A 23,446-nucleotide genomic window follows, 5' to 3' on the forward strand; every position below is an offset into this window, starting at 1 on the left:
TCTGCGTAGGCCCAGGATACCCATAATCCAGCCCGTCAGGGGGTTCTCGCCTGAATGCGAGGAACGGCGTCGTGCGGGCAGAGCAGCGAGGGCCACGAATTGCCTGAAGACGAGGCTTGCCGGCGCGCTAGAATGCGGTGTCGTCCACCTGTTCCCGGAGGACCACATGGCCAAGGGTCAGAAGCGCAGCGGCCGAGAGCCGAAGAAGCCGAAGAAGGAGAAGCCGAAGAGCACAGCGGCTAATTCGCCGTTTGGCGCGCTGCGGTCCAAGCCGATGACTGAACCCTCGGAGCCCAAGAAGTAGGGCTTCCACATTGTCGTCTGCCGGCGCGCCGGTTTGGCCGCGCCAAGTGCGATTTTGCGCGGCGAGTTCAGGTGGGACGACGACGCCCGGAGACGTGGAGCGGGCTCAATTGCTGCTCCCTTACGATCCACTCAATTCCGTCCCGAGCGCTGCGAGCACGATAGGTTCGGTCTAGGTCGTCTCCGGGCAGCGCGCGGGTAATGGTGTAGATGCCGGCGGGAGCATGGGGGTTCGAAAGGCCAGGATGGAATTCGACATCTTGGCCCACCGCGAACTTGTGCAGAGCCATTTCTGTCCTCCTTTCAGGGGCGGCGTGCGACCCGGCACGTCGCGTCCTGCACAGCCTTAACGGCCAACAGTGGGCGCGGGTCCCCGGCGAGCCACGGCCTTATCGGACCGAGCGCGCCATCAGCCGTGGCACCCGCGAAAGTAGCGGCAGGAATTTTACGATGTGTTTTGTGCCGAGCCCTAACAGCAATACTGCTTTTCAATCTGCGGGTGCACGCCTTCGCGCCTAGGTCGGGCCATGGACGCCGGCCCCCATCCGGTGCCCTGTAAGGTAACCTTACATGCCGATCCGGCGTGTGACTGATCGGCGGCCAAGGGCAGGTCGTCAACCACGCCCGAGGGCTACAGCAAAGTCCGAGCTTCGCGCGGATATCGTTGAAAAAGGCGCATCGCGGGCCGGCCCTGGCAGCGGCGCCTTTTTGGGCGATTGAGTGCGGCCCGTAGTGTCCCGCTCCATCCGCTTCAGTTGGCGGGCGCTGGCGTCGGCAGCGGGATCAGCTTGGCGAGCTTTTGGAGGTTCTGATCTGCGGCGGCGGAACCGGCGCCGCAAAAAAGCCGACTTTGCGGCAGCGTTCACGACCGACTTGCCGCCCGCCTATGACGAAGCGTCGATGCACACGAAACGTGCGTGACGTCAGGCAGGCGGCTTGCCGTGCCTTCAAGGAGACGCGCGCACCTCGCGTCTGGGCTCCAGGTGACGGACCATCAGCTCGGCGCCCGCGGCATCGACGTGCTCGAGATCGACCTCGCTTCGCTTCGGACGTCGCAGGCCGGGCCGCGGCGTCTGCAGGACTGATTTGACCAGTCCGGCCCGGCGGTGATCGGCAGGGCTATCGGCGCGGCGGTTGGCAATATCCCGACCGATGCGGTCGCCATCGCCGTCATCACCTCCTGCACCAATACCTCCGACACCGGGTTGCTGATCGCGGCGAGGCTGGTGGCCCGAAGGCAGGTACCCTAGGCCAAGTGCCAAATCCCGGGGGCGAAGACTCCCTGACGCCGGGCTCGCCGGCTGCCGTGCAACGCTTGGCGCACGTCGGCCTGCGGGCGGACCTTGAGACGCTTGGCTTCGGTATCGCTGGCCATGGCTGCGCGACCTGCATCGGCAACGCAGGCCCACTGCTGCCCGCCGTGGCGGACGGGGTCGAAACGCGCGGCCGCTGAGGCCTCCGGCTCCTGGGCCGCGCCCGAGGCGTCGGCGACGGCGCGCGTGCCTTAGGAGGTTGCCTCATCTATCTCCGCCCGCCGCCCTTCGTGACGACGGCGGCGCGGCCGGCCGTACGCGACCTCGCCGCACATCCGCTCCTGGCGCTGGGCGGCGACGTGACGACGGACTTGGGCAGGAGATCCACCAGCGCGCGCAGAGGCGCGCTGGCCTCGCCCGACCACACGAGGTGCGTACGATTTCTGCGCAACCGCCGCGGCAGCGGATGGCGCTGCACCGACGCGCCCAGGACCGCCTGGTCGAGCACCTCTGCCGGCACGATGGCGACGCCGGTGCCGGCCGCCACGCAGGCCACGATCGCGTGGTAGGAGCCGAGGTCCAGTATCCGTTCGGGCGAGGCGCCCCCCTCCGCCAGCCACTCCATCAGGCGCCGGCGGTAGGAGCAGCCATGCGGGAACGCCACCAGCGTCCGGCCGCCCAGGTCAGCCGGGTGGCGGAGCGCGGGCGTGCCCTTGGCGCTGACGAGCACCAGTTCCTCGTCGAAGGCGGGCACCGATGAGAGGCTTCCCGTCTCGAAGGGCTCCGACACGAATGCGGCCTCGACCTCGAAGCGCTCCAGCCGGCGGAGGAGCGTGCTCGTCGTGCCGGTCTGCAGTTCGATCGAGACGTCGGGGTAGCGCGCATGGAAGGCCGACAGCACCGGCGGCAGCCTCGCGCCCGCGGCACTTTCCAGGGAGCCCAGCCGCAACACGCCCCGCACGACGCCGCTCCGCAGCTCCTGCTCGGCCAGGTCGGCCATCTGAAGCAGCCGCTCGGCGTGGCCGAGCAAGGTGCGGCCCGCATCGGTGAGGATCAGACCGCGGCCCTGGCGGCGGAACAGGCTTACCCCCAGCCGCTCCTCGAACTGCTTGACCCGCGTAGTGACGTTGGAGGGCACGCGATGCAGCCGTTCGGCCGCGCGCGTCACGCCGCCCTCCCTCACCACGCAGCGGAAGATGTGCAGGTCGTCCAGATCCATTGTTCTCATTAAGAGAACCATACGACTTGAAAATTCAGTATTCAATGCGTCTCGGAAGGTGTCCCATTTGGGCCGCCCATGACCAGCAAGCACCTTCCGTCCGCGAACCCGCTCCCCCCGACATGGCTCGTCGTCGGCGGCGGCATCGTTGCCCTCGCCGCCGCCATGGGCGTCGGCCGGTTCGCCTTCACCCCGCTGATGCCGCTGATGATGCGCGACGGCACCCTGAGCGCCGCGGCCGGCGCCGAATGGGCGGCGGCGAACTATGTCGGCTACCTCATCGGCGCCTTGACCGCCTCCTGGTTCTCCCGTGACCCGCGGCGCGGCGTGCAATTGTCCCTCGTCGGCGTCGCACTGACGACGCTGGCCGCGGCCTGGATCGGCGGGGAGACGCCGGCCCTTCTCGGTGCCGTGCTGCGCGCCGCCGCCGGCGTCTTCAGCGCCTGGGCGCTGGTCTGCGCGAGCAGCTGGTGCCTGGCCGAGCTGGCCCGGCGGCAAGTCCCGCAACGGGGCGCCTGGATCTACACCGGGGTCGGCCTGGGCATCGCGCTGGCCGGCCTGCTCGCTTGGCTCGGCGGGCGGCAGCCGGCCCGCTGGCTGTGGCTGGAACTGGGGCTGATCGCCGTCGCGGGTGCGGTATTCGCAGCGCTGGGTTTCACAGGCCGAGGCCGCGCGTCCGCATCGGCAGCGGCACGCCGGTCAGGGACGGTCGCGCCAAGCAGGATGCAGGGGCTTCTGGGGCTGGTGCTGTGCTACGGCACCTTCGGCTTCGGCTACATCGTGCCGGCCACCTTCCTGCCCGCCATGGCGCAGCAGCTGGTCCCCGACCCGCTGGTGTTCGGGCTCACCTGGCCCCTCTTCGGGCTGGCCGCCGCCCTCTCCGTCGCAGCCACCGCGCGGTGGCTGCCGGATTGGCCGCGCCGGCGCGTCTGGGCGCTGGCGCAGGGCACGATGGCGGTCGGCACCGCCTTGCCGCTGGCCACCCAGGCCCTCTGGGCCCTCGCCGCCTCGGCCGTGCTGGTGGGCGGGACGTTCATGGTGGCCACGATGGCGGGCCTGCAGCTGGCGCGCGAGCAACTTCCGGCAAACCCGACACCGCTGCTGGCCCGGATGACCGGCGCCTTCGCCGCCGGGCAGATCGGGGGCCCGCTCCTCGTCCGTCTCCTCGGCCCTGGCAGCTGGGCGGGCTGGGATGCTCTCGCCTGGGCGAACGCGTCGTCCACGGTGCTGCTGGCGCTCACGGCGGTGTGGCTCTGGCGCGATGCGGAACCCGTCCACTCACCACTGAGGCAAGCGCGATGACCTTTGCTCGTTCCATGACCTCCGCATTCAGCTTCCCCGAAGCCGGCCTGCCCGAACGGCTAGGTCCGCCGGCGACGCTCGACGCCGCGCAGCAGGACGCGGCGGACGAGCTGATCAACGGCCCGCGGCGCGGCGTGTACGGCCCCTTCCGGCCCTTGCTGCACCGCCCGCCGCTGCTGCGCGCGGTGGCCAAAGTGGGCGAGATCCTGCGCTACGAGGGCACGCTCGACGCCGCACTGCGCGAATGGACGATCTGCGTCGTCGCGCGCGATCTGTCCAACGTCTTCGAGTGGGACATGCACCGGCCGCTCGCGGCCGCAGCCGGGGTGCCGGGTGCGGCGCTGGCCGCGCTGGATACCGGGCAGCCGTTACCAGACGATTTGCGCGCCGACCTTGCGCTCGCTCGGACCGTCACAAGCGAACTCATCGGCCAGCACCGCCTGAGCGACGCGACCTACTCGGATGCGCTCAGCCAATGGGGCGAGCCGACGACGGTGGAACTGCTCACGCTGGTGGGCTACTTCGCCATGGTGTGCTGGCTGATGAACGTGGCGCGCACGCCGGGCCGCCTGAGTTGACGCTGCTGCCAGTTGACAGCCTCGTGCCTCTCGACAACTCCGGCTCCAACCGCCGCTCGCCCGCTTGAACGACCGCGTCGGGACGTCCTGGCGGCTCGACGTACGCAGCCGACCGGCAGGCCCCGAAAATCTCAGGCGGCGCTGAGTCGAGGTCAGGTAGTAGTTCCGAGCTGTAGCGTTCACCTGGCGCTCCCTGGGCTCCGTCAGCGCCGGTCGAGGATTAACCTGATGCCTTCCCGGCAGACCGGGAGGACCTCACGGACCTCGTCCCGGCCGAGGATTGGACGCATGTGCCCCTCGACGAGGAAAGCGGCATCGACCGCGATCATCCGCTCCAGGCTGGCGATCCATGTCTCCGGCGGCCGCAGTCGCAGGCCGCGCAGCAGCGAGAGGTTCCGATAGGACTTGTAAATGTCGTCGCCGCGCCGGAGAACGCCCCGGTTCGGGATCCAGACCGCCACGTTCTCCGGCGACTAACCCAACGTGTGGATCAGCCGCAGCCGTGCCCCCGCGACCTCGACCATCTCCTTGTCTCCCCAAAGGTGTGGGTGCGCAGCCGCGCGTGCGGCCGGCTTCGCTCAGGGCCGCCCGGCCGCCGTCGCGGAGGCCGGCATCTTCTCCTGTCCCGTCAGCAGCGGACGGAAGCGGACGATCTCGGCCGCGATGAAGTCGCAGAAGGCTCGTACCCGCGGCGTTGCGCGCAGGTCGGCGTGCATGACCAAGTAGACCTTGGTGCTGAGCTCCGGCCCCGGCGACAGCACGGCCTCGAGGTCGTCCTCCGCGCCGCCGAGCAGCATCGGCAGGGGCGCGAGCCCGGCGCCTGACTTCACCGCTGCCAGCATGCCGAGCATGGAATTGCCAGTCGCGGCGATCCGCGCGCGCGGCGCCGCATCCACGGCCATCGAGGCGCGCGATCCCGCCCAGGCCGAGGCGACAATGCGCGACCACCTGACCCGCGCGAACGCGCTTTATGACAGCCTGCTGCGCGGGGAAGCGGAGGTCGCGGAGGCCACGTTGTGACGGAAGATCAGGCCGCGGTGCTGACCTTCGGCACGGTGGAGCCGCCGCTGGCGCGCCTTGTGCTGCAGGCCGGCGCGCTGCGCTGCGTGCTTCAAGGCGGCGCGCTGCGGCATGTCGCCTGGCGCGGTGTGGAGGTGCTACGCGGCGTCGCCTATCTGTTGCGCGACACCGACTGGGGCACGCCGGGAGATCAGCCCGTCCCAGCCGGTCCTAGACATCCGCGCCCTGACTTGCCGGCCGGCACCGGGGATCTCCGTGACGTGCGGCATGAAGGCGGACCTCCCGCTCGATCCGGCCGGAAAGTTCGAAATGGAGGACCAGCGCAACTGGTCCGACGCCTCCTTCAAGACCTATGTCGGCTCGCTGCTCGATCCTTGGCCCTATCGGCTGGAACCCGGCGTCGCACGCCGGCAGCGCGTTGAGGTGGCGATCATGGACGACGGGCCGGCGTCGCCGGGTATCGCAACCGGCGATGCAACGCCGCAACTCGAGATTGGCGATGCCGGGGCGACGATGTCGCGGCAGCGCGGCTCGCGATGCTCCGTCCTGGCTGGCTGGTCGTGTCGCTCGAACTCGACGCGCCAGGGCAGCGCGAACAGCTAGCCGCTGCGGCGGCGCTTGCCGTGCGATGTGGCGCGCAGGTTCAGCTGGAGATCGTGCTGCCTGCGGTCGCGCCGGCGGCTGCCGAGCTCGCGGCCGCAGCGCGGCTCTGCGCGGAAGCGGGGCTATCGCCCGCGGCTGGCCAGTCCGGGCTACTTACCAGTCCCAGTCACGCGCGGAGCCGGACCCCGTTGAGGTCGCCGTGACGTCATCGCCGACGTCGTGAAACTTGGAACGCTCTTCGAACGCTCTTTCCCGAGGACCCGTGTGGCGGATATCGAGGCTGCGATCTCCCGCGGGCGGGGAGCAAACGGCGATGACCGAGCGCAGACCGCTGTCGCTGCATGTCCCGGCGCGTCCAGTTCGGCCAGGGGACGAGCCGGACTTCAGCCATATCGCCATGGCCCGTGCGGGCGAGGTGCGCCGGCCGCCGGTGGAGGTTGCGGCGCACGAGATCCATGACCTCGCCTATTCCATCATCCGCGTGCTCAACCGCCAGGGCGAGGCTGTCGGCCCCTGGGCACCGAGGCTCGATGCGGATGCGCTGAAGGCGGGGTTGCGGGCGATGATGCTCACCCGCGCCTTCGATGCCCGCATGATGATGGCGCAGCGGCAGGGCAAGACGTCTTTCTACATGCAGTGCCTGGGCGAGGAGGCGATCGCCTGCGCCTTTCAGACGGCGCTCGCAAAGGGTGACATGAACTTCCCGACCTACCGGCAGCCCGGGCTGCTGATCTCCCAGGGATGGCCGCTGAAGGAGATGATGTGCGAGATCTTCTCCAACTCCGCCGACCGGCTTCGCGGGCGCCAGATGCCGGTGCTCTATTCCGTGAAGGAAGCGGGGTTCTTCTCTGTCTCCGGCAATCTCGCCACTCAGTACGTCCAGGCGGTGGGCTGGGCGATGGCGTCCGCGATCAGCGGCGACACCCGCGTCGCGACGGGCTGGATCGGCGAGGGATCGACGGCCGAGAGCGACTTCCACGCGGCGCTCGTCTTCGCCTCGGTCTTCCGTCCGCCAGTCGTGCTGAACATCGTCAACAATCAATGGGCCATCTCGTCCTTCCAGTGGGTGGCGGGCGGCGAGAGCGTGACCTTCGCCGCGCGCGCGCATGGCTACGGAATTCCCTCGCTGCGCGTGGACGGCAACGACTACCTCGCCGTGCAGTCGGTGGCGTGCTGGGCGGTGGAGCGCGCGCGGCGCAACCTCGGCCCGACCCTGATCGAGTTCGTGACCTACCGCGCCGGGCCACATTCCAGCTCCGACGATCCCTCGCGTTACCGGCCGAAGCAGGAATCCGATGCCTGGCCGCTCGGCGACCCGATCGAGCGGCTGAAGAAGCACCTCATCGTTCTCGGTGCCTGGACCGAGCAGCGGCACACTCAGCTCCAGGCCGAGCTCGACGAGGAGGTCCTGCTGGTGCAGCGCGAGGCCGAGCGGCTGGGCACGCTGCAATCCGGCCCGCGGCCCGATCCCGCCACCATCTTCGAGGACGTCTTCCGCGACATGCCCCGCCACCTGCGCGAACAGCGCGCGGAAATGGAGGGCTGACCGTGCCGCGCATGACCATGACCGAGGCGATCCGGAGCGCCATGGACGTCGCGATGGAACGCGATCCCCGCGTCGTCGCCTTCGGCGAGGATGTCGGCCGCTTCGGCGGAGTCTTCCGCTGCACCGACGGGCTGCAGGCGAAGTACGGTCCGTCCCGCTGCTTTGACACACCGATCAGCGAGACGGGGATCGTCGGCGTCGCGGTCGGCATGGCCGCCTACGGGCTCCGCCCCGTCGCGGAAATCCAGTTCGCGGACTACATGTACCCGGGATACGACCAGCTGGTGTCGGAGGCCGCGCGGCTGCGCTACCGCTCCGCCGGCGACTTCACCGCGCCGATGGTCGTGCGCATGCCCTGCGGTGGCGGCATCTTCGGCGGGCAGACGCACAGCCAGAGCCCGGAAGCGCTGTTCACCCATGTCTGCGGGCTGAAGACCGTCATCCCCTCCAACCCGCACGACGCCAAGGGGCTGCTGATCGCGGCGATCGAGGATGATGACCCCGTCATCTTCCTCGAGCCGAAGCGGCTCTACAACGGACCCTTCGACGGCCATCACGACCGCCCCTCGGTGCCCTGGACGCGTCATCCCCGCGCCGAGACACCGGACGGCCACTACACCGTGCCGCTCGGCCAGGCGGATGTGGCGCGCCAAGGGCAGGACGCGACCGTGCTGGCCTATGGCACGATGGTGCATGTCGCGCAGGCCGCGGCCGAGGAGACCGGCGTGGACGCCGAGATCATCGACCTCCGCACGCTGGTGCCGCTGGATGTGGAGACGATCGAGCGTTCGGTCGCGAAGACCGGCCGCTGCCTCATCCTGCATGAGGCGACGCGCACCTCCGGCTTCGGCGCGGAACTCTCGGCCCAGGTGCAGGAGCGCTGCTTCCACCATCTCGAGGCGCCGATCCTGCGCGTGACGGGATGGGACACGCCCTACCCGCATGCGCAGGAATGGGACTACTTCCCCGGCCCGGCCCGCGTCGGACGCGCGCTGCGCAGACTCGTCGAGGAGGCCGTCTGAGATGGGCGCGACTTTCGTCGTAAAGCTGCCCGACATCGGCGAAGGCATCGTCGAGGCCGAACTGGTGGGATGGCACGTCCAGGTCGGCGATGCCGTCAGCGAGGACCAGGTCATCGCCGAGGTGATGACCGACAAGGCGACAGTCGAGATCCCTGCCCCCTGCGCTGGCACCGTCACCGCGCTCGGCGGCGAGGTCGGCGAGAAGCTCGTTGTCGGCAGCGAACTGCTGCGGCTGGAAGCGCCGGCGGCAAGGCAGGCGGCCGAGCCCGCATCCGCCGCGCCCGAGCCGGCCAGGCCGGAGCCCGCCGCGGCCGCGGCGGCGCCCGCAGCCGAGACGCCACGACTCGCGCCGCAGCCGGCGCCGGCGGCTTCGCACGCGCCGCAGCGTTCCGTGCTGTGCTCGCCGGCGGTGCGGCGGCGGGCCCACGATCTCGGCCTCGACCTTTCCGGCATCACGGGCACGGGGCCGGAGGGGCGCATCCTGCATGCGGATCTCGACGCTGTCCTGCTCCGCGGCAGACGGCCGCCGGTCAGCGGCGACGAGGTGCAGGAGCTTCCGGTCATCGGCCTGCGCCGCCGCATCGCGGAGCGGATGGCCGACTCCGCGCGGCGCGTCGCGCACTTCTCCTATGTCGAGGAAGTGGACGTCACCGCGCTGGAGGAGCTTCGCGCCACGCTCAACGCGGAGCCAGGCATCGCGGACCGGCCCAGGCTCACGCCTCTGCCCTTCCTGGCGCTGGCGGTGATGCGCGCGGTCGCAGAGTTCCCGCAGATGAACGCGCACTACCACGACGAGGCGAACCTGATCCGTCGCATGCGCGCCGTCCATCTCGGCATCGCCACCCAGACGGCGAACGGCCTCATGGTGCCCGTGATGCGCCACGCCGAACGCCTGACGCTCTGGGATTGCGCCGACGGCATTCGGCGGGTCGCGGAGGCTGCGCGCGACGGATCGGCGAAGAGGGAGGAACTCGGCGGATCCACCATCACCATCACCAGCCTCGGCCCGCTGGGGGGCCTGGCCAGCACGCCCATCGTCAACGCGCCGGAGGTCGCGATCATCGGCACGAACCGGATCGCGACCCGTCCCGTCTGGCAGGAGGGCGTCGGCGTCGTGCCGCGCAGGATGATGAACCTGTCCTCGTCCTTCGACCACCGCGTGATCGACGGCCACGACGCCGCGGTCTTCGTGCGCCGCATCAAGGCGCTTCTCGAGACGCCGTCGCTGCTCTTCGTGCCGGACCGCGGCTGACGGGAAACGGCCAGGGCAGCCCCAGGCGGTTCACCGCCCCGCTGCGCGCGGCGGTGCCGGAGGCGGCGGCGGCACGCGCGGGACGGCCTGGAGTGGCGACGCCGGCGTCGGCGCGCGGGCCTGCAGCGCGTCGACCTGCCGCCGCACCTCATCGAGTTGCGCGCGCAACTCGGCGGCGCGCGACGCAGCGGCAGTCTCGCCCGACCGCAATGCCTCCACCTCGCCAGCAAGGGCCGTGGCACGAGCCTCCAGCGTCGCCATGCGATGCGAGGCCGAGGCGACCTGCATCGCAAGGACGACACAGCCCGCCGTGACCAGCAGCCCCGCGGCGCCCGCTGCCCAGGTCACCCAGCCGCGCGGAGGCGAGGCCGCCGTCGAGTTTCGCGTCGGCCATCCCGAAGGGGGTTGGGGCGCCGCGGCCGGCCTGGCCGATGCTTCCTGGCTTGGTTGCGGAATGACCACCATCAGCTCCGCTCCGCGTCCCCCGGCGGTCCGGCGGCCTCGAGCGCCTGCTCCAGGTCAGCGATCAGATCGTCGGGGTGCTCGATCCCGATCGAGAGGCGAACGAGGCCATCCGTGATCTCGAGGCGCTGCCTCGTCTCCTTCGGCACGCCGGAATGGGTGGTCGAGGCCGGGTGGCTCGCGAGCGATTCCGTGCCGCCCATTCTCACGGCGAGCTTGAAGACGCGGAGCGCATTCAGCATCCGGAAGGCCTCGGCCTGCCCGCCCCGGATCTCCAGGCTGAAGGTCGAACCGGGGCCGGTGCACTGCGCGTGGTAGACGCGTTGCGCGTCGCTACCCTGCGGCAGGGAGCCCAGCGCATGCACGCGCGCCACCCTGGGATGGCCGGCCAGGAAGGCCGCAACGGCCTCGGCGTTCCGGGCCGCCTCGCGCATGCGGAGCGACAGCGTCTCGAGAGAGCGGCCGACCATCCAGCAGGAGTGCGGATCAAGCTGCGTGCCGATGGCGCCGCGGAGCAGGCGTATCGGCTGGATCCGCTCGCGGCTTCCCGTCACCGCCCCCCCGACGAGGTCGCTGTGGCCGCCGACATACTTGGTCAGGCTGTAGACGGCGATGTCGACGCCATGCGCGAGCGGCTTCTGGAAGACCGGGCCGAGCATCGTGTTGTCGCAGACGATGACGGGCCTATGCCCCTGGGCACGGCTAATCCGCTCCGCCGCGTCGCGCACCAGCCCGAGGTCCACGAGCGAGTTGGTGGGATTGGCCGGCGTCTCGACCAAGATGACGCTGACCCGCCCCCTTGCCATCGCGGCGTCCGCGGCGGACACAATGGCCGCCTCGCTCAGGCCGTCCGCGAAGCCTTCCGCGTGCACACCCTGGCCCGCGAAGGTCCGCATCAGCAGCGTCTCGGTGCCGCCATAGAGCGGCTGGGAGTGTAGGACAACATCGCCCGGCCGTGCATGGGCCAGGATCGTTGTCGCGATCGCCGACATGCCGGAGCTGAAGACGAGCGCGGCCTCGGCTTCCTCAAAGGCCGCGAGCCGGTCCTCGACGATCTCGGCGTTCGGGTGATTGAACCGCGTGTAGACTAGCCCGGCGCCGCCGTCGGGCGCGGGCTTCCGGCCGGAGACCACGTCGAAATAGTCCCTCCCCTCCTCCGCCGAGCGGAACACGAAAGTGGAGGTCAGGAAGACCGGCGGCTTGACCGCGCCTTCGGACAGGGCGGGATCGTAGCCGTAGCCCAGCATCAGCGTCTCCGCATGGAGGCGCCGGTTGCCGATCCTGTCATCGTGGCTGCGGTCCCTGGTCAACCCGCTCGGCTTCCTGCTGGCGCGACATGAACGCCGGAACCGCGGCGCAGATGCAGCACGCGGGCGATGCCGCGAGAGTTGCGTCCCCTCGTTCGGCCGCCTGGCCGACGGGCGCCGCATCGTGCCTCCGCCTGCCCGGAGGTTCCGCGCGGCGGCTCAGGCACGCGGCGGCGACCGGGCACATCGGCCACGTCCTTGCTGCTAAGCGTAGCAGTCGCGCCGATGGGGGCGACTAACGTCTGCTTGGGGTCGGGTACAGCAGTAGCCCTCGCCGCGCGTCCGACAAGCAAGGCAACAACGCCGCTTTCCCAGCAGCTGCGTTCCAGTACCGCCCGGCAACAATGCTTCGGTGCCGCGACATAACTGAAACCCGGCGCGGCGTGTCGCAACACGGCGGCGAAACGTCGCTCCTGCATAACGGTCTCCGCCGGCGCTGGTGCCGGCAACAACACAGACCAACAGGAGATCGACAATGTTCAAGGGTTTCGTCCTCGCCGCCGCCCTCTTCGCCGCCGCCCTGCCGGGCGTCATGGCGCTGAACGCCGCGCAGCCCGCACAGGACCCGGTGGTGCCCGCGAAGGTCACGCTGGCCGTCGCCACGCTGGCCTGACACGTGATGCGGGAGGCGACACGGGGCGCTCCACCGGGGCGTCCCGTTCGTCTTTTCTGACGGGAGGCTTCGTCATGCGTCCAACCACGCCGCGCCTGATGCGCAACATCGCCGCCGCCACGCTGCTGGCCGCCGCGGCGCTCGGCCTCGTCATCGGCCTGAAGATCGCCGTCACGCTCGCCCGCACCCTGCTGCATGGCGAAGCGCCGGACTGGTCATCGCTGCTCGCGCTGCATGTCGCGCCTGGTGAGCTGCTCTCGATCCTGCTCTTCGCCGCTATGATGACGGCCGAGATGCTGATCGTCGGCTGGCACGACAGCTCCGCCAGGATTCTGCTGGGCGACAGCGACAGCGGGAAGACCGATCTCTGGTGCCTCGTGCTTGGCCTCACTCGGGCGGACCAGCTGGTCGTCGCGATCGCGACATTCGGCACCTTCGGGCTTGTCGCCGCCGCGATTCCTTCTCTCGCGGTGGTGCCTGTCGCACGCGACCTGCCGTTCTGGCTCGCGGCACCGCTCGCCGTGCTGGTTGTCAGCTTCGTCGGCTACTGGTCACACCGGATGATGCATACCGCGCTGTTCTGGCCGCTGCATGCCTTCCACCACGCCGCCGACGAGTTGACCGTCGCCACCGCCTTCCGCGGTCATCCGCTGGACCTCGCGCTGGAAGGGCTGCTGCGGATGCTGGTGCCGGCGATGCTCGGCTTTCCCGGCGAGGCGATCCTCTTCGCGGCGCTCTGCATGAATGCGCAGACGCTCTATTCGCATTCCCGCATGCCGGGCCTGCCTGCGTTGGAGAGGCTCGTGGTCTTCGGCCCGCGCGCGCATGAGCTGCACCATTCCGTCGAAGAGCGGCACCACGACCGCAACTTCGGCACCTTGGTCATCTGGGATCGGCTGTTCGGCACCTACATCGAGAGCGAGATGCGCCCTGTTGCGATCGGCGTCGACGATCCGGAGCGGCTGTATCGCGGCAACGCGCTCGCTTCCATGCTGGCGGTCCAGGCGAGCTGGATGCGGCAGATCGGCATTCTCCTTGGCGTTGCACGGAACCGGGCCGACATCTCGGAAAAGGTCGCCGACGCCAGGTCGGGGCGATAGGGGATCAGCCTCGTGGCAGCCGGTGTCTGACCGGCTACCGTGGAAGTGGGCGGAGTGCAGACTCTCCGAAATGCATCAGCCGGCGATCGGCGTCCAGGCCGCGTTACGACGCGATGATTCGACCGCGGCGAGGATGAACCGCATCCCGCGCAGCCCTTCCGCGATGCCGGGCACCAGCAGGCACGTGGGATCGGGATCGCGCCCGTCGATGCGCGCGCTAATCTGCTCCGCCAAGTCGCGATAGAGCTGCGCGAAACCCTCGAGATAGCCTTCGGGATGCCCGGCTGGGATACGGCTTGCATGGCCGGCGACGGCGGAGGAGCCGGGACCGGCTCGGCTGATTATCCGCGGCGGCTCGCCGAAGGGCGCAAGGCGCAGCGCGTTCGGCTGCTCCTGGTGCCACTCCAGCCCGCCCTTCTCGCCAAAGACGCGCAGCTTCAGCCCGTTTTCGTTGCCTGGCGCGACCTGGGACGACCACAGGCTGCCGCGCGCGCCTCCAGCGAAGCGCAGCAGCATATGCGCGTTGTCATCCAGCCGGCGTCCCGCGACGAAGGTTGTGAGCTCCGCCGCCAGGCTGTCGCAGGTCAGGCCCGTGACGAATTCTGCGAGGTTGAAGGCATGCGTGCCGATGTCGCCAACGCAACCCGCGGCTCCGGACCGCGCGGGGTCGGTGCGCCAGTCGGCCTGCTTCTGACCTGTCTCTTCCAGCCGCGTCGTCAGCCAGTCCTGGGGATACTCGACCTGCACGACCCGGATGGCGCCAAGTTCGCCGGCGGCGACCATTTCGCGGGCCTGGCGCACCATGGGATAGCCCGTATAATTGTGCGTCAGGCCGAAGACGATGCCGGCGCGCTGCAGCACGCCCGCCAGCGCCTCCGCATCCTCCAGCCGATGCGTCAGCGGTTTGTCGCAGATCACGTGGATGCCGCGATCGGCGAACGCGCGAACCGGCGCGGCGTGCATGTGGTTCGGGGTCACGATAGCGACGACGTCGATGCCGTCGGGCCGCCCGGCCTCGCGCTCCGCCATCTCCTCGAAGCTGCCATAGGCGCGGTCGGGCGCGATGTGCAGTTCCGCCGCGCTGGCCTTGGCGCGCGCGGGATCAGACGACAACGCGCCGGCCACCAGCTCGTAGCGGTCGTCGAGCCGCGCGGCGATGCGGTGCACGGCGCCGATGAAGGCGCCCTGCCCGCCGCCGACCATGCCGAGGCGCAGACGCCGTCCCGCCGCGCCACCCTTGCCTGCCTCGATCGTCATCTCAGCCGATACCCAGCAGCTTGCGGTTGGTCGCCATGTCCACGCCGCTCGCCGCGAAATCGTCGAAGGCACGCGCGGCGACCTGGATGATGTGGTTCGCGATGAAGGGTGCGCCCTCGGCCGCGCCCTGCTCGCTGTCCTTGATGCAGCACTCCCACTCCAGCACGGCCCAGCCGTCGTAGCCGTATTGCGAGAGCTTGGAGAAGATCGCGCCAAAATCGACCTGCCCGTCGCCGAGCGAGCGGAAGCGTCCCGCGCGGTTCGCCCAGGGCTGGTAGCCGGAATAGACGCCCTGCCGCCCCGTCGGATTGAACTCCGCGTCCTTCGCGTGGAACATGCGGATGCGCTGGTGGTAGGTGTCGATGTAGTCGAGGTAGTCGAGCTGCTGCAGGACGAAGTGGCTGGGGTCATAGAGGATATTGCAGCGCGGGTGGTTGCCGACGCGCTCGAGGAACATCTCGAAGGTGACGCCGTCGTGCAGGTCCTCGCCGGGGTGGATCTCGTAGCAGACATCGACGCCCGCCTCCTCGAAGGCGTCGAGGATCGGGCGCCAGCGCGCGGCGAGTTCGTCGAAGGCGGTCTCGACCAGGCCCGCGGGGCGCTGCGGCCAGGGGTAGATGAAGGGCCACGCCAACGCGCCGGAGAAGGTGGCATGCGCCGTCAGGCCGAGGTTGCGCGAGGCCTGCGCGGCCATGCTCATCTGCTTCACCGCCCATTCCTGCCGCGCCTTCGGGTTGCCGCGGACCTCGGGCGCGGCGAAGCCGTCGAAGGCAAGGTCATAGGCGGGGTGCACGGCGACAAGCTGGCCCTGCAGATGCGTCGACAGCTCCGTCAGGGCGACGCCGGCTTCGGCCAGGGTGCCCTTCACCTCGTCGCAATAGCCCTTGCTCTCCGCGGCCTTCGCAAGGTCGAAGAGGCGCGCGTCCCAGGACGGGATCTGCACGCCCTTGTAGCCGTGGCCGGCCGCCCAGCGAGCGATGTCCCGAAGGTTGTTGAAGGGCGCCGCATTCCCCGCGAACTGCGCGAGGAAGATGGCCGGCCCCTTGATGGTCCGCATGGTCATGGCGCGTTCCTCCGGCGGCGCGGTCAGCCCTTGACGGCGCCGTTCGTCAGCCCGGCGACGATCTGCTTCTGCGCGACGAGGAAGAAGATCACGGCGGGCACCAAGGTGAGGGTGATGAAGGCGAGGATCATGGGCCAGTCCGTCGAATACTCGCCAGCGAAGTCCATGATGGTCAGCGTCCAGGGATAGGAGCTGGACGAGTTCAGCAGCGTCAGCGGAAGCAGGTAGCTGTTCCAGCTGTGCACGAGGGAGAAGACCGCGACCGTCGCCAGGATCGGCCGCGACAGCGGCAGCACGACATGCCAGAGGAAACGGCCATAGCCGCAGCCATCGATATTAGCGGCGTCCCACAGCGCCTCCGGCAGCTGCCGGAAAAAGCCCCACAGCAGCAGGATCGCCATGCCGAGCCCGAACGCCGCTTGAGGCAGGATCACACCCCAGTAGGTGTCGAGCAGCCCGAGGTTCCGCACCCGGATGAAGAGCGGCAGGATCGCGGTGGCAGCGGGAAACAGCAGCCCCATGAGGAAGTAGGAGAAGAGCAGCTTCTTCCCGAAGAAGCGGATCTGCGCGAAGGCGAAGGCCGCCAGTGTCGACACGACCAGCGTCAGCAGCACCGTCCCGCCTGCCAGCAGCACCGAATTGCCGAGCGAGCGCCAGAGCCGCCAGCTCGTCAGCGAGGACAGGTAATTGTCGAGGTACCAGTCGGACGGCAGGCCGAAGGGGTTCACGCGCAACTCGCCCATCGTCTTGAAGCCGCCGATCGCGACGGTGACCAGCGGGATCAGCACGAAGCCGGCGACGGCGAGCAGCGACAGGTGGCGGGCGAAGGGGGATTCGTCGCGCATCAGTCGCGCTCCCTGAGGACGAAGCGGCGATAGACCAGCGTGAAGCCGACGCAGGCGATGAACAGCACCACGCCGACCGCGCTGCCAAAGCCGATGTTCATGCGCGTGATGCCGAAGGTGTACTGGAAGCTGACCACGGTGTGAGTCATGTTGGACGGCCCGCCCGCGGTCAGCGGCATCACGACGTCGAACAATTGCAGCGAGCCCACGACGCTGAAGAAGATCGAGATCCGGATCGCCGGCCAGAGCATCGGCAGCAGGATGTAGCGGAAGGACTGCCAGCGCGTAGCGCCGTCGATCTCGGCGGCTTCCCGCAACTCGCGCGGAATGTCCTGCAGCCCCGCGACGTAGATCATCATGTGGAAGCCGAAATACTTCCATACCACGACGGCCAGGATCGTGTAGATCGCGAGGTCCGGGTCCGCCAGCAGGAAGGGCGGATCGAAGCCGAGCGCCCGGGCCGCGGCGGCGATCAGGCCGACATTGCCGTCGAAGACGAAGCGCCAGATCAGCCCCGCCGCGATCTCGCCCAGCACATAAGGCAGGAAGAAGATCGTGCGGAAGATCGTGCTGACCCTTCCGCCGCGCGCCACCAGCATCGCCAGCCAGAGCGCCAGCGGCAGTTGCAGCAGCAGCGAGACCACGACGACCAGCATGGTGTTGATGACGGCCGTCGCGAAGACGGTGTTGGCGAACAGCAGCTCGTAGTTGCGCCAGCCCACCCAGTTGGTCGGCGTGCCGTAGCCGTTCCAGCGATAGAAGCTGTACCAGGCGGCCTCGGCCACCGGCAGCACGACGAAGAGCGTGAACAGCAGCGTGGCGGGCAGCAGGAAGCCGCCTGCCGTCGCAGTGCGGGCCAGTGCCGCCTGCCGCCGATGGCGCCCACGCTCGGCATTGCCGAGCGCGGCCGGGGCGGAAAGGGTCTGTGCGCCGCTCACTCTCGGCCCGTCCTTACTGCTCGAGTTCCCAGGCGTCCTGGATCATCCGCCCGACCTGGCGCGTGGTGATCCGGCCGGTCGCCAGGTCAGCCGAGGTGTCGTTCGCAACACGCCCGACGGAGGGCCCAAGCATCTGGTCGTAGAAGTTCTGCACATAGGCCGCGCGCGAGAGGTAGCCCGCGATCTCGCGCAGCATGCGGTTCTGCAGCGCCTCGCCAGCGCCGCGGGAGGCCGGGATGAAGAAGCCGCGCTCGGCCGCTTCGCGCTGGATGGCAGGGCTCGTGTAGAAGCGCAGGAAGTCAACGGCCTCGGGCGGCGCGCCGCGGGTGACGAGGAAGCCGTTCACGCCGCCCACCACGTCGTTCGGCGCGGCCCGGCCGCCTTCGACCTGCGGGAAGGGCAGCCAGCCGAAATCGCCGTCGGGCACGCCCTGCTGGTTGGCGCTCTGCGTGCGCTGGGTGTTGACGAACCAGTTGCCCATGACCTGAAGGGCGACGCGGCCGTCGCCGAACTGGCCCGCGGCCTGCGGCGCGGTGTCGCCGAGGAAGCCGCGCTGGAAGGGCTGCAGGTCGATCAGCTGCTTGAAGAGATCGCTCGCGCGCTGGAAATCGGGCCCGGCGAAGCCCTGGCCCTGGCGGTTGAACGCGGCCTCGAAGGCCTGGCGGCCGCCGACGCGCAGCGACAGGCTCGCCCAGATCATGTTGAGCGGCCACTTGTCCGACCCGCCGACGCTGAAGGGCTGGATGCCCGCGGCGCGCAGCCTGCGCACGGCCTCGAGCAGGCCGTCCCAGGTGCGAAGGCTCTCGGGATCCACGCCGGCCTGGGCGAGCAAGCGGCGGTTGTAGAACAGCGCGACCATGGTCTGGTGGGTCGGTGCGCCATATACGGCGCCGCGGCGGCTCAGCGCCTCGACCGCGCCGGGGTTGAGGCTGTCCGCCCAGGCGCCGCGCATCTGCGCGGAGATGTCCTGCAGCAGCCCGGCCTCGGCCTGCGCGTACATCACGCCGCCGCCCCAGGTGTAGATGAGGTGCGGGCGCTCGTTCGACTGCAAGGACGTCGCGAGCTTCTGCTTGTAAGGCTCGCCCGACATCACCTCGATATTGAAGCGGACATTCGGGTGCGCTTCCTGGTAGCGTCGCGCGACATCGCGCTGCCAGGCTGTGGTCTCCGGCGTGTTCTCCGAGATGAACCACCGTATGGTGGTCTGGGCGAAGGCGGGGAGCGAGGACGCCATCAGTGCAGCGCCGACGGCGGCTGCGCGCAGCCAGATGTGCATCGTTTCCTCCTTTTGCGCCTGCGGGCGCGCCTCGTTAATTCAGGCTCCGTATAAACATGCTGGCCGGATGCAGGCCGCGTCAACAACCATCTGCACACTCACGGTAGCCTGAACGCATTTTTTTCGACCGCCGTATTTAAGCGCTTGACGCTCCCCGGCACGGGGCCAATCCTGCCCGCACGGAGGAACGCGACGACCGCATGAAAACGGCCGACCCCGAGCTCATGCGGGCGATCAACCGCTACCACGTGATCGATGCGATCCGCCGCGACGGACCGATCGCGCGCGTCGAGATCGCGGCGCGCACCGAACTCAGCCCCGCCTCCGTCTCCGCCATCACCGCGCAACTCATCGAGGAAGGGCTGGTCGACGTCCACCACGTCGGCTCCGGCGGCGACGGCGCGCGCGGGCGGCCGCGCGTGCTGCTCGGGCTCAACCCGAAGGCCTACCACGTCGTCGGCGTGAAGCTGACGCCCTTCCGGATCGGCATCGCGGTCACCGATGCGACCGGCGCGAGCCTGGCAAGCCTGGTGCTGCCGGTCCGCGTCGCGCGCCAGGCGCCGGACGTCGTCGCCGACCTCGTCGAGGACGGCGTGCGCCGCTGCGTCGCCGATGCCGGCCTGCGCATGGACGCGATCAGCGGCGTCGGCGTCGGCCTGCCCGGCGTCATCGATGGCGTCAGCGGGATCTCGCACTGGAGCCCGGTGCTCGGTCCCAACCCCGTGCGCTTCGCCGAGGCGATCGCCGCGCGGCTCGGCGTGCCGGCGTTGCTGGAGAACGATGCGAATCTCGTGGCGCTGGCGGAGCACTGGTTCGGGCTCGGTCGCGACCTCTCCTCCTTCGCCGTGGTCACCGTGGAAAACACGATCGGCCTCGGGCTGATCGTGGATGGAAAGGTCTATCGCGGCGCGCATGGCATCGCCCCGGCGCTCGGCCACACCAAGGGGGAGGCCGCTGGCAGGCCTTGCCGCTGCGGCCAGCGTGGCTGTCTTGATGCCTATGCCTCGGACTGGGGGCTGCTGCGCCAGGCGGAGGAAGCGGGTCTGCTGACGCAGGGCGACGACGCGCCGCAGCGCGTGGACGATCTGGCGCTGCGCGCGCGCGACGGCGAGGAGGCGGTCGCCGCGCTGTTCCGCGAGGCCGGCGCCGCCGTCGGGCTGGCCATCGCCAACCTTGTGAACCTGCTCAACCCGCCGCGCGTCATCCTGACCGGCGAGGGGCTGCGGGCCGGCAAGCTGCTGAGCGAGCCGCTGCTGGAAGCGGTCGCGGCGAACGTGCTGCCGAGCCTCCGCGACGGCACCGAGATCATGTTCCACGGCTGGGGCGACGACATGTGGGCGCGCGGCGCCGCCACCATCGTGCTCCGCCGCATCTACGAAGCCCCATGGAACGCCACGGACTGGAACAGGCCGGGCTTGGAGGAAGCATCGGCATGAAGCCCGTCACCGTCGGCCTGATCGGCTGCGGCAACATCAGCGCGGCCTATCTGCGCGGCGCCGCGCATTTTTTTCCGGAGTTGCAGATCGCCTGCTGCGCGGACGCGAACCCCGAAGCCGCAGCGAAGCGCGCCGAGGAATTCGGCATCCGCGCCACGAGCGTCGAGGCGCTGCTCGACGATCCCGCGATCGAGGTCGTGCTGAACCTGACGACGCCGCAGGCGCATGTGCCGATCGCGCTCGCTGCCATCCGCCACGGCAAGCATGTGCATACGGAGAAGCCGCTCGGCACCTCCACCGCCGAGGCGCGGCCGCTGCTGGAGGAAGCCGCGCGTGCGGGGCTGCGCGTGGGCTGCGCGCCGGATACCTTCCTCGGCGGCGCGCACCAGACCGCGCGGCGGCTGATCGACGAAGGCGCGATCGGCGCGCCGCTGTCGGGCACGGCCTTCATGCTCAATCACGGGCACGAGCACTGGCACCCCGATCCCGCCTTCTACTATGCCGCGGGGGGCGGGCCGATGTTCGACATGGGTCCGTACTATCTGACGAACCTGGTGAACCTGCTCGGCCCCGTCGCGCGCGTGCAGGGATCGACCACCACGGGCTTCGCGGAGCGCACGGTCGGCAGCGGGCCAAAAACCGGCGAGGTCATCAAGGTCGCGACGCCGACGCATGTCACGGGCCTGCTGCACTTCGTGAACGGCGCCGTCGTCTCCGTCACGACCAGCTTCGACGTCTGGCAGCACCGCCACGGCAACATGGAGATCTACGGGACCGAGGGCAGCCTGGTGGTCCCCGATCCCAATCGGTTCGGCGGCACGGTCTCGCTCGCGAAGCGGCGGGAGCCCTGGGCGGATGTCCCGCTCTCCCACGGCTTCGCCGACGGCAATTTCCGCATCCTGGGTCTGGCGGACATGGCGCGCGCCATCCGCACCGGCCGACCGCATCGCTGCAACGGCGACGTCGCCTTCCACGTGCTCGAGATCATGGAGGCCTTCGGACGTTCCAGCGATAGCGGCCGGACGGTGGAGATCGAAAGCCGTTGCGAGCGCCCCGCCCCCTTGCCGCCGCGCTCCGTGCTCGGCGACCTCGACTGAAGCGAAGGAAAGCGAACCATGGCGAAGCAGGCCCTGATCGTCTGGGGCGGATGGCTCGGTCATCAGCCCGAGGAATGCGCCGCGATCGTGGGCGGGATGCTGCGCGAGGAAGGCTTCGACGTGGTGACGGAGAACACCACCGAAGCCTACACCGATCCCGCCCTGCCCAACTTCAACCTGATCGTGCCGATGGTGACGATGTCCACCATCGAGAAGGAGGAGGTTGAGGGCTTATCCGCCGCCATCCGCTCCGGCGTCGGCATGGGCGGCTTTCACGGCCAGATGGCCGACAGCTTCCGCAACGAGGTGAAGTACCAGTTCATCGTCGGCGGCCAGTGGGTCGCGCATCCCGGCAACATCATCGACTACCGCGTCAACATCACGCGTCCCGACGACCCGATCATGCAGGGGATCCAGGATTTCCCCTACCGTTCAGAGCAGTACTACATGCATGTCGATCCCAACAACGAGGTGCTCGCGACCACCACCTTCGGCGGCGAGCACGCCGACTGGATCGAGGGCCATGTCATGCCCGTGGTCTGGAAGCGCCGGCACGGCAAGGGCCGGGTGTTCTACTCGTCGCTCGGTCATGTCGCGTCGGAGTTCGAGGTGCCGGAGATGCGCACGATCGTCCGCCGCGGCCTGCTCTGGGCGGCGCGGGACTGATCGCCGCGGCCGGGCAACGTCAGGCGGCGCTACGTGGCGGTACCCGCATCGCGCAGCGTCGAGGACCGCACGACAAGCTCGCCGGAAAGCCTGAGGTCCTGCGCGCCCGTTCCGGCATGAGGGCCCGGCATCGCCCAGGCCACAGCTTCCTCGACAATGCGCTCGACGGGCTGGCGGATGGTCGTCGGCTGGTAGCGCGGCCATGCGGCCATCGGGATGTCGTCAAAGCCAGCCACCAGCATGTCGCGGGCTCGCCAGGCCACGCACCTTCCGCAGCGCGTCCATCCCGCGCCGGCTGCCAGGACGTCGTTGGCGAAGAAAATCGCTTCGGGCTGCTTCGCCAGGGATAGCGCCTGCGCCGCCTGCCAGCCAGCCAGCGAGGTAGCTGTACTCTCCCGCATGCACCGCATCGGTCAGCGTCATGCCGTGCTCCGCGATGCGCGTGATGAAGGCGTCGCGCCGCTCCCGCGCGATGACGGTATGGGCGAGACCCCCGACATAGGCGACGCGGCGTACGCCGCATTCGTGGAAGTGGTCGGCGACGGCGCGCGTGCCGGCGATGCTGTCGCAGCTGACGTATTGGAGGTCGGTCTCGTCCGCGACGCGGTTGACCAGCAGCATGCGCCGCCCCTCCGCGGCCCAGAGCAGGTCCCTGGCGGACAGCACCGTCGCCGAGATGACGATGAGCGAGGGAACGCCGCAGAGCCGAAGCGCGGGAGCTGCTGCTTCACGTCGACGCCGCGGGTGATGTTGAACAGCAGCGCCGGCAGCTCGGCTTCCGGCAGGCGCAGGGTCAGGCGCCGCAGGCAACCGTCGCGGAGCAGGACGCGGTCGCGGCTGCAGAAGTCGCGCAGGAGCCCGCTGAAGCCGTCCTGGGCGTCCTCGGTCGCCTGTCCTCCGCCGAGGTCGCCACGGCCGTCCTGACCGCCTGGGACGCCTCGCTGGGCCAGCCCCCCAGGGCCAGCGCTGGAGGACGCGATGGCGACCCTCCGCACCGCGCTGGCGGGCAAGTCGCCCCGGCCGACCCGGCAGCCTAGCGAGCCGCGCAAGCCGCGCGAGGGCACGAAGCAGGAGCAGGTTCTGGCCCTTCTCCGCCGTGAGGAGGGGGGCCACCGTCGCGCAGATCTGCGACGCCACGGGCTGGCAGCAGCACACGGTCCGCGGCTTCTTCGCGGGCCTGAAGGAGCGCCAGGGGATCGAGGTCCAGGTGCTGGAACGGGTCCGCCAGGCCGCCCCGAACAAGCAGGGCGCGCGCGGTTCGTACATGGTCTACCGGGTCGCCGGCTGA

At 69.5% G+C, this 23,446-nt stretch carries 26 protein-coding genes; 14 read left to right on the forward strand and 12 right to left on the reverse strand.

What is annotated here, in order from left to right; all coding sequences use genetic code 11:
- Positions 1-1,558 precede the first annotated feature (1,558 nt).
- Positions 1,559-1,756 carry an aconitase family protein gene (locus ACLF3M_RS11795; RefSeq protein WP_430657124.1) on the forward strand — a complete coding sequence of 66 codons (198 nt, stop codon included), beginning with the start codon at positions 1,559-1,561 and terminating at the stop codon, positions 1,754-1,756.
- A 68-nt stretch (positions 1,757-1,824) separates the two neighbouring features.
- On the opposite strand, the gene ACLF3M_RS11800 is transcribed toward ACLF3M_RS11795, so the two are convergent.
- The gene (locus ACLF3M_RS11800) at positions 1,825-2,775 is read right to left on the reverse strand and encodes a LysR family transcriptional regulator (protein ID WP_430657125.1); all 951 of its coding nucleotides are present in this window, start codon (positions 2,773-2,775) and stop codon (positions 1,825-1,827) included.
- A 78-nt stretch (positions 2,776-2,853) separates the two neighbouring features.
- Between ACLF3M_RS11800 and ACLF3M_RS11805 the strand changes: the two genes are divergently transcribed.
- Together ACLF3M_RS11805 and ACLF3M_RS11810 are read left to right on the forward strand one after the other, a co-directional pair.
- The gene (locus ACLF3M_RS11805) at positions 2,854-4,077 is read left to right on the forward strand and encodes a YbfB/YjiJ family MFS transporter (RefSeq protein WP_430657126.1); all 1,224 of its coding nucleotides are present in this window, start codon (positions 2,854-2,856) and stop codon (positions 4,075-4,077) included.
- A gap of 14 nt (positions 4,078-4,091) precedes the next feature.
- Complete coding sequence (locus tag ACLF3M_RS11810) at positions 4,092-4,655, forward strand: carboxymuconolactone decarboxylase family protein (protein ID WP_430657127.1); 564 nt, start codon at positions 4,092-4,094, stop codon at positions 4,653-4,655.
- A gap of 203 nt (positions 4,656-4,858) precedes the next feature.
- Here ACLF3M_RS11810 and ACLF3M_RS11815 read toward each other — a convergent pair whose 3' ends face one another.
- Both ACLF3M_RS11815 and ACLF3M_RS11820 read right to left on the reverse strand, forming a co-directional pair.
- Positions 4,859-5,116, reverse strand: coding sequence for a hypothetical protein (locus ACLF3M_RS11815; protein WP_430657128.1), 258 nt, complete (start codon positions 5,114-5,116; stop codon positions 4,859-4,861).
- 117 nt (positions 5,117-5,233) lie between these two features.
- Entirely contained in the window at positions 5,234-5,557 is a 324-nt protein-coding gene (locus ACLF3M_RS11820; RefSeq protein ID WP_430657129.1) for a LysR substrate-binding domain-containing protein, read from the reverse strand.
- Between ACLF3M_RS11820 and ACLF3M_RS11825 the strand changes: the two genes are divergently transcribed.
- The 5 genes from ACLF3M_RS11825 (at position 5,505) to ACLF3M_RS11845 (ending at position 10,098) form a co-directional block, all read left to right on the forward strand.
- The gene (locus ACLF3M_RS11825; RefSeq protein WP_430657221.1) at positions 5,505-5,675 is read left to right on the forward strand and encodes a hypothetical protein; all 171 of its coding nucleotides are present in this window, start codon (positions 5,505-5,507) and stop codon (positions 5,673-5,675) included. The genes ACLF3M_RS11820 and ACLF3M_RS11825 overlap by 53 nt on opposite strands.
- 267 nt (positions 5,676-5,942) lie before the next feature.
- Positions 5,943-6,278, forward strand: coding sequence for a hypothetical protein (locus ACLF3M_RS11830; RefSeq protein ID WP_430657130.1), 336 nt, complete (start codon positions 5,943-5,945; stop codon positions 6,276-6,278).
- A 313-nt stretch (positions 6,279-6,591) separates the two neighbouring features.
- Positions 6,592-7,824, forward strand: a complete 1,233-nt coding sequence (locus ACLF3M_RS11835; RefSeq protein ID WP_430657131.1) for a thiamine pyrophosphate-dependent enzyme — start codon at positions 6,592-6,594, stop codon at positions 7,822-7,824.
- 11 nt (positions 7,825-7,835) lie between these two features.
- The gene (locus tag ACLF3M_RS11840; RefSeq protein ID WP_430657215.1) at positions 7,836-8,846 is read left to right on the forward strand and encodes an alpha-ketoacid dehydrogenase subunit beta; all 1,011 of its coding nucleotides are present in this window, start codon (positions 7,836-7,838) and stop codon (positions 8,844-8,846) included.
- A gap of 1 nt (position 8,847) precedes the next feature.
- Positions 8,848-10,098: a dihydrolipoamide acetyltransferase family protein gene (locus ACLF3M_RS11845; protein ID WP_430657132.1), complete on the forward strand. Its 1,251-nt coding sequence runs from the start codon at positions 8,848-8,850 to the stop codon at positions 10,096-10,098.
- A 30-nt stretch (positions 10,099-10,128) separates the two neighbouring features.
- Here the strand turns inward: ACLF3M_RS11845 and ACLF3M_RS11850 are convergent, their stop codons facing one another.
- Positions 10,129-10,446, reverse strand: coding sequence for a hypothetical protein (locus tag ACLF3M_RS11850; protein ID WP_430657133.1), 318 nt, complete (start codon positions 10,444-10,446; stop codon positions 10,129-10,131).
- 116 nt (positions 10,447-10,562) lie between these two features.
- A complete protein-coding gene (locus ACLF3M_RS11855) occupies positions 10,563-11,870 on the reverse strand; it encodes a cystathionine gamma-synthase family protein (protein ID WP_430657134.1) in 1,308 nt (435 codons plus the stop codon).
- A 472-nt stretch (positions 11,871-12,342) separates the two neighbouring features.
- Between ACLF3M_RS11855 and ACLF3M_RS11860 the strand changes: the two genes are divergently transcribed.
- Both ACLF3M_RS11860 and ACLF3M_RS11865 read left to right on the forward strand, forming a co-directional pair.
- The gene (locus tag ACLF3M_RS11860) at positions 12,343-12,480 is read left to right on the forward strand and encodes a hypothetical protein (protein ID WP_430657135.1); all 138 of its coding nucleotides are present in this window, start codon (positions 12,343-12,345) and stop codon (positions 12,478-12,480) included.
- Between the two features lie 74 nt (positions 12,481-12,554).
- A complete protein-coding gene (locus ACLF3M_RS11865; protein WP_430657136.1) occupies positions 12,555-13,580 on the forward strand; it encodes a sterol desaturase family protein in 1,026 nt (341 codons plus the stop codon).
- A 75-nt stretch (positions 13,581-13,655) separates the two neighbouring features.
- On the opposite strand, the gene ACLF3M_RS11870 is transcribed toward ACLF3M_RS11865, so the two are convergent.
- The 5 genes from ACLF3M_RS11870 to ACLF3M_RS11890 are packed head-to-tail and all read right to left on the reverse strand — an operon-like array spanning position 13,656 to position 18,959.
- Positions 13,656-14,837, reverse strand: coding sequence for a Gfo/Idh/MocA family protein (locus tag ACLF3M_RS11870; RefSeq protein ID WP_430657137.1), 1,182 nt, complete (start codon positions 14,835-14,837; stop codon positions 13,656-13,658).
- A 1-nt stretch (position 14,838) separates the two neighbouring features.
- Positions 14,839-15,900, reverse strand: a complete 1,062-nt coding sequence (locus tag ACLF3M_RS11875) for a sugar phosphate isomerase/epimerase family protein (RefSeq protein WP_430657138.1) — start codon at positions 15,898-15,900, stop codon at positions 14,839-14,841.
- A 23-nt stretch (positions 15,901-15,923) separates the two neighbouring features.
- A complete protein-coding gene (locus ACLF3M_RS11880; protein WP_430657139.1) occupies positions 15,924-16,745 on the reverse strand; it encodes a carbohydrate ABC transporter permease in 822 nt (273 codons plus the stop codon).
- Positions 16,745-17,683, reverse strand: a complete 939-nt coding sequence (locus tag ACLF3M_RS11885) for a carbohydrate ABC transporter permease (protein ID WP_430657140.1) — start codon at positions 17,681-17,683, stop codon at positions 16,745-16,747. The genes ACLF3M_RS11880 and ACLF3M_RS11885 overlap by 1 nt, the downstream gene beginning before the upstream one ends.
- 13 nt (positions 17,684-17,696) lie before the next feature.
- Complete coding sequence (locus tag ACLF3M_RS11890; protein ID WP_430657141.1) at positions 17,697-18,959, reverse strand: ABC transporter substrate-binding protein; 1,263 nt, start codon at positions 18,957-18,959, stop codon at positions 17,697-17,699.
- Positions 18,960-19,159: 200 nt separating this feature from the next.
- Between ACLF3M_RS11890 and ACLF3M_RS11895 the strand changes: the two genes are divergently transcribed.
- From ACLF3M_RS11895 to ACLF3M_RS11905, 3 genes are read left to right on the forward strand one after another with little or no spacing between them, the layout of a single operon-like run.
- Positions 19,160-20,395 (forward strand): ROK family protein, encoded by a 1,236-nt coding sequence (locus ACLF3M_RS11895; protein WP_430657142.1) that lies wholly within the window; start codon positions 19,160-19,162, stop codon positions 20,393-20,395.
- The gene (locus ACLF3M_RS11900) at positions 20,392-21,492 is read left to right on the forward strand and encodes a Gfo/Idh/MocA family protein (protein ID WP_430657143.1); all 1,101 of its coding nucleotides are present in this window, start codon (positions 20,392-20,394) and stop codon (positions 21,490-21,492) included. The genes ACLF3M_RS11895 and ACLF3M_RS11900 overlap by 4 nt, the downstream gene beginning before the upstream one ends.
- Positions 21,493-21,510: 18 nt before the next feature.
- Positions 21,511-22,158, forward strand: coding sequence for a ThuA domain-containing protein (locus ACLF3M_RS11905; protein ID WP_430657144.1), 648 nt, complete (start codon positions 21,511-21,513; stop codon positions 22,156-22,158).
- 29 nt (positions 22,159-22,187) lie between these two features.
- Here ACLF3M_RS11905 and ACLF3M_RS11910 read toward each other — a convergent pair whose 3' ends face one another.
- On the reverse strand, positions 22,188-22,481 hold the full coding sequence (locus ACLF3M_RS11910) for a hypothetical protein (RefSeq protein WP_430657216.1): 294 nt from the start codon (positions 22,479-22,481) through the stop codon (positions 22,188-22,190).
- Complete coding sequence (locus ACLF3M_RS11915) at positions 22,381-22,824, reverse strand: hypothetical protein (protein WP_430657222.1); 444 nt, start codon at positions 22,822-22,824, stop codon at positions 22,381-22,383. The genes ACLF3M_RS11910 and ACLF3M_RS11915 overlap by 101 nt, the downstream gene beginning before the upstream one ends.
- Before the next feature lie 430 nt (positions 22,825-23,254).
- On the opposite strand from ACLF3M_RS11915, the gene ACLF3M_RS11920 reads away from it, so the two are divergent.
- A complete protein-coding gene (locus ACLF3M_RS11920) occupies positions 23,255-23,446 on the forward strand; it encodes a DUF3489 domain-containing protein (protein ID WP_430657145.1) in 192 nt (63 codons plus the stop codon).

The sequence above is a fragment of the Falsiroseomonas sp. HW251 genome (assembly GCF_050563545.1).
Classification (GTDB): domain Bacteria; phylum Pseudomonadota; class Alphaproteobacteria; order Acetobacterales; family Acetobacteraceae; genus Falsiroseomonas.

Bases quoted from the DNA above. Each gene is read 5' to 3' on its own strand.
- ACLF3M_RS11875 (WP_430657138.1), bottom strand. From the start codon at position 15,900: ATGACCATGCGGACCATCAAGGGGCCGGCCATCTTCCTCGCGCAGTTC.
- ACLF3M_RS11800 (WP_430657125.1), bottom strand. From the start codon at position 2,775: ATGGATCTGGACGACCTGCACATCTTCCGCTGCGTGGTGAGGGAGGGC.
- ACLF3M_RS11805 (WP_430657126.1), top strand. From the start codon at position 2,854: ATGACCAGCAAGCACCTTCCGTCCGCGAACCCGCTCCCCCCGACATGG.
- ACLF3M_RS11830 (WP_430657130.1), top strand. From the start codon at position 5,943: ATGAAGGCGGACCTCCCGCTCGATCCGGCCGGAAAGTTCGAAATGGAG.
- ACLF3M_RS11865 (WP_430657136.1), top strand. From the start codon at position 12,555: ATGCGTCCAACCACGCCGCGCCTGATGCGCAACATCGCCGCCGCCACG.
- ACLF3M_RS11860 (WP_430657135.1), top strand. From the start codon at position 12,343: ATGTTCAAGGGTTTCGTCCTCGCCGCCGCCCTCTTCGCCGCCGCCCTG.
- ACLF3M_RS11825 (WP_430657221.1), top strand. From the start codon at position 5,505: ATGGAATTGCCAGTCGCGGCGATCCGCGCGCGCGGCGCCGCATCCACG.
- ACLF3M_RS11870 (WP_430657137.1), bottom strand. From the start codon at position 14,837: ATGACGATCGAGGCAGGCAAGGGTGGCGCGGCGGGACGGCGTCTGCGC.
- ACLF3M_RS11890 (WP_430657141.1), bottom strand. From the start codon at position 18,959: ATGCACATCTGGCTGCGCGCAGCCGCCGTCGGCGCTGCACTGATGGCG.
- ACLF3M_RS11880 (WP_430657139.1), bottom strand. From the start codon at position 16,745: ATGCGCGACGAATCCCCCTTCGCCCGCCACCTGTCGCTGCTCGCCGTC.
- ACLF3M_RS11900 (WP_430657143.1), top strand. From the start codon at position 20,392: ATGAAGCCCGTCACCGTCGGCCTGATCGGCTGCGGCAACATCAGCGCG.
- ACLF3M_RS11895 (WP_430657142.1), top strand. From the start codon at position 19,160: ATGAAAACGGCCGACCCCGAGCTCATGCGGGCGATCAACCGCTACCAC.
- ACLF3M_RS11840 (WP_430657215.1), top strand. From the start codon at position 7,836: ATGACCATGACCGAGGCGATCCGGAGCGCCATGGACGTCGCGATGGAA.
- ACLF3M_RS11905 (WP_430657144.1), top strand. From the start codon at position 21,511: ATGGCGAAGCAGGCCCTGATCGTCTGGGGCGGATGGCTCGGTCATCAG.
- ACLF3M_RS11820 (WP_430657129.1), bottom strand. From the start codon at position 5,557: ATGGCCGTGGATGCGGCGCCGCGCGCGCGGATCGCCGCGACTGGCAAT.
- ACLF3M_RS11845 (WP_430657132.1), top strand. From the start codon at position 8,848: ATGGGCGCGACTTTCGTCGTAAAGCTGCCCGACATCGGCGAAGGCATC.
- ACLF3M_RS11835 (WP_430657131.1), top strand. From the start codon at position 6,592: ATGACCGAGCGCAGACCGCTGTCGCTGCATGTCCCGGCGCGTCCAGTT.
- ACLF3M_RS11810 (WP_430657127.1), top strand. From the start codon at position 4,092: ATGACCTCCGCATTCAGCTTCCCCGAAGCCGGCCTGCCCGAACGGCTA.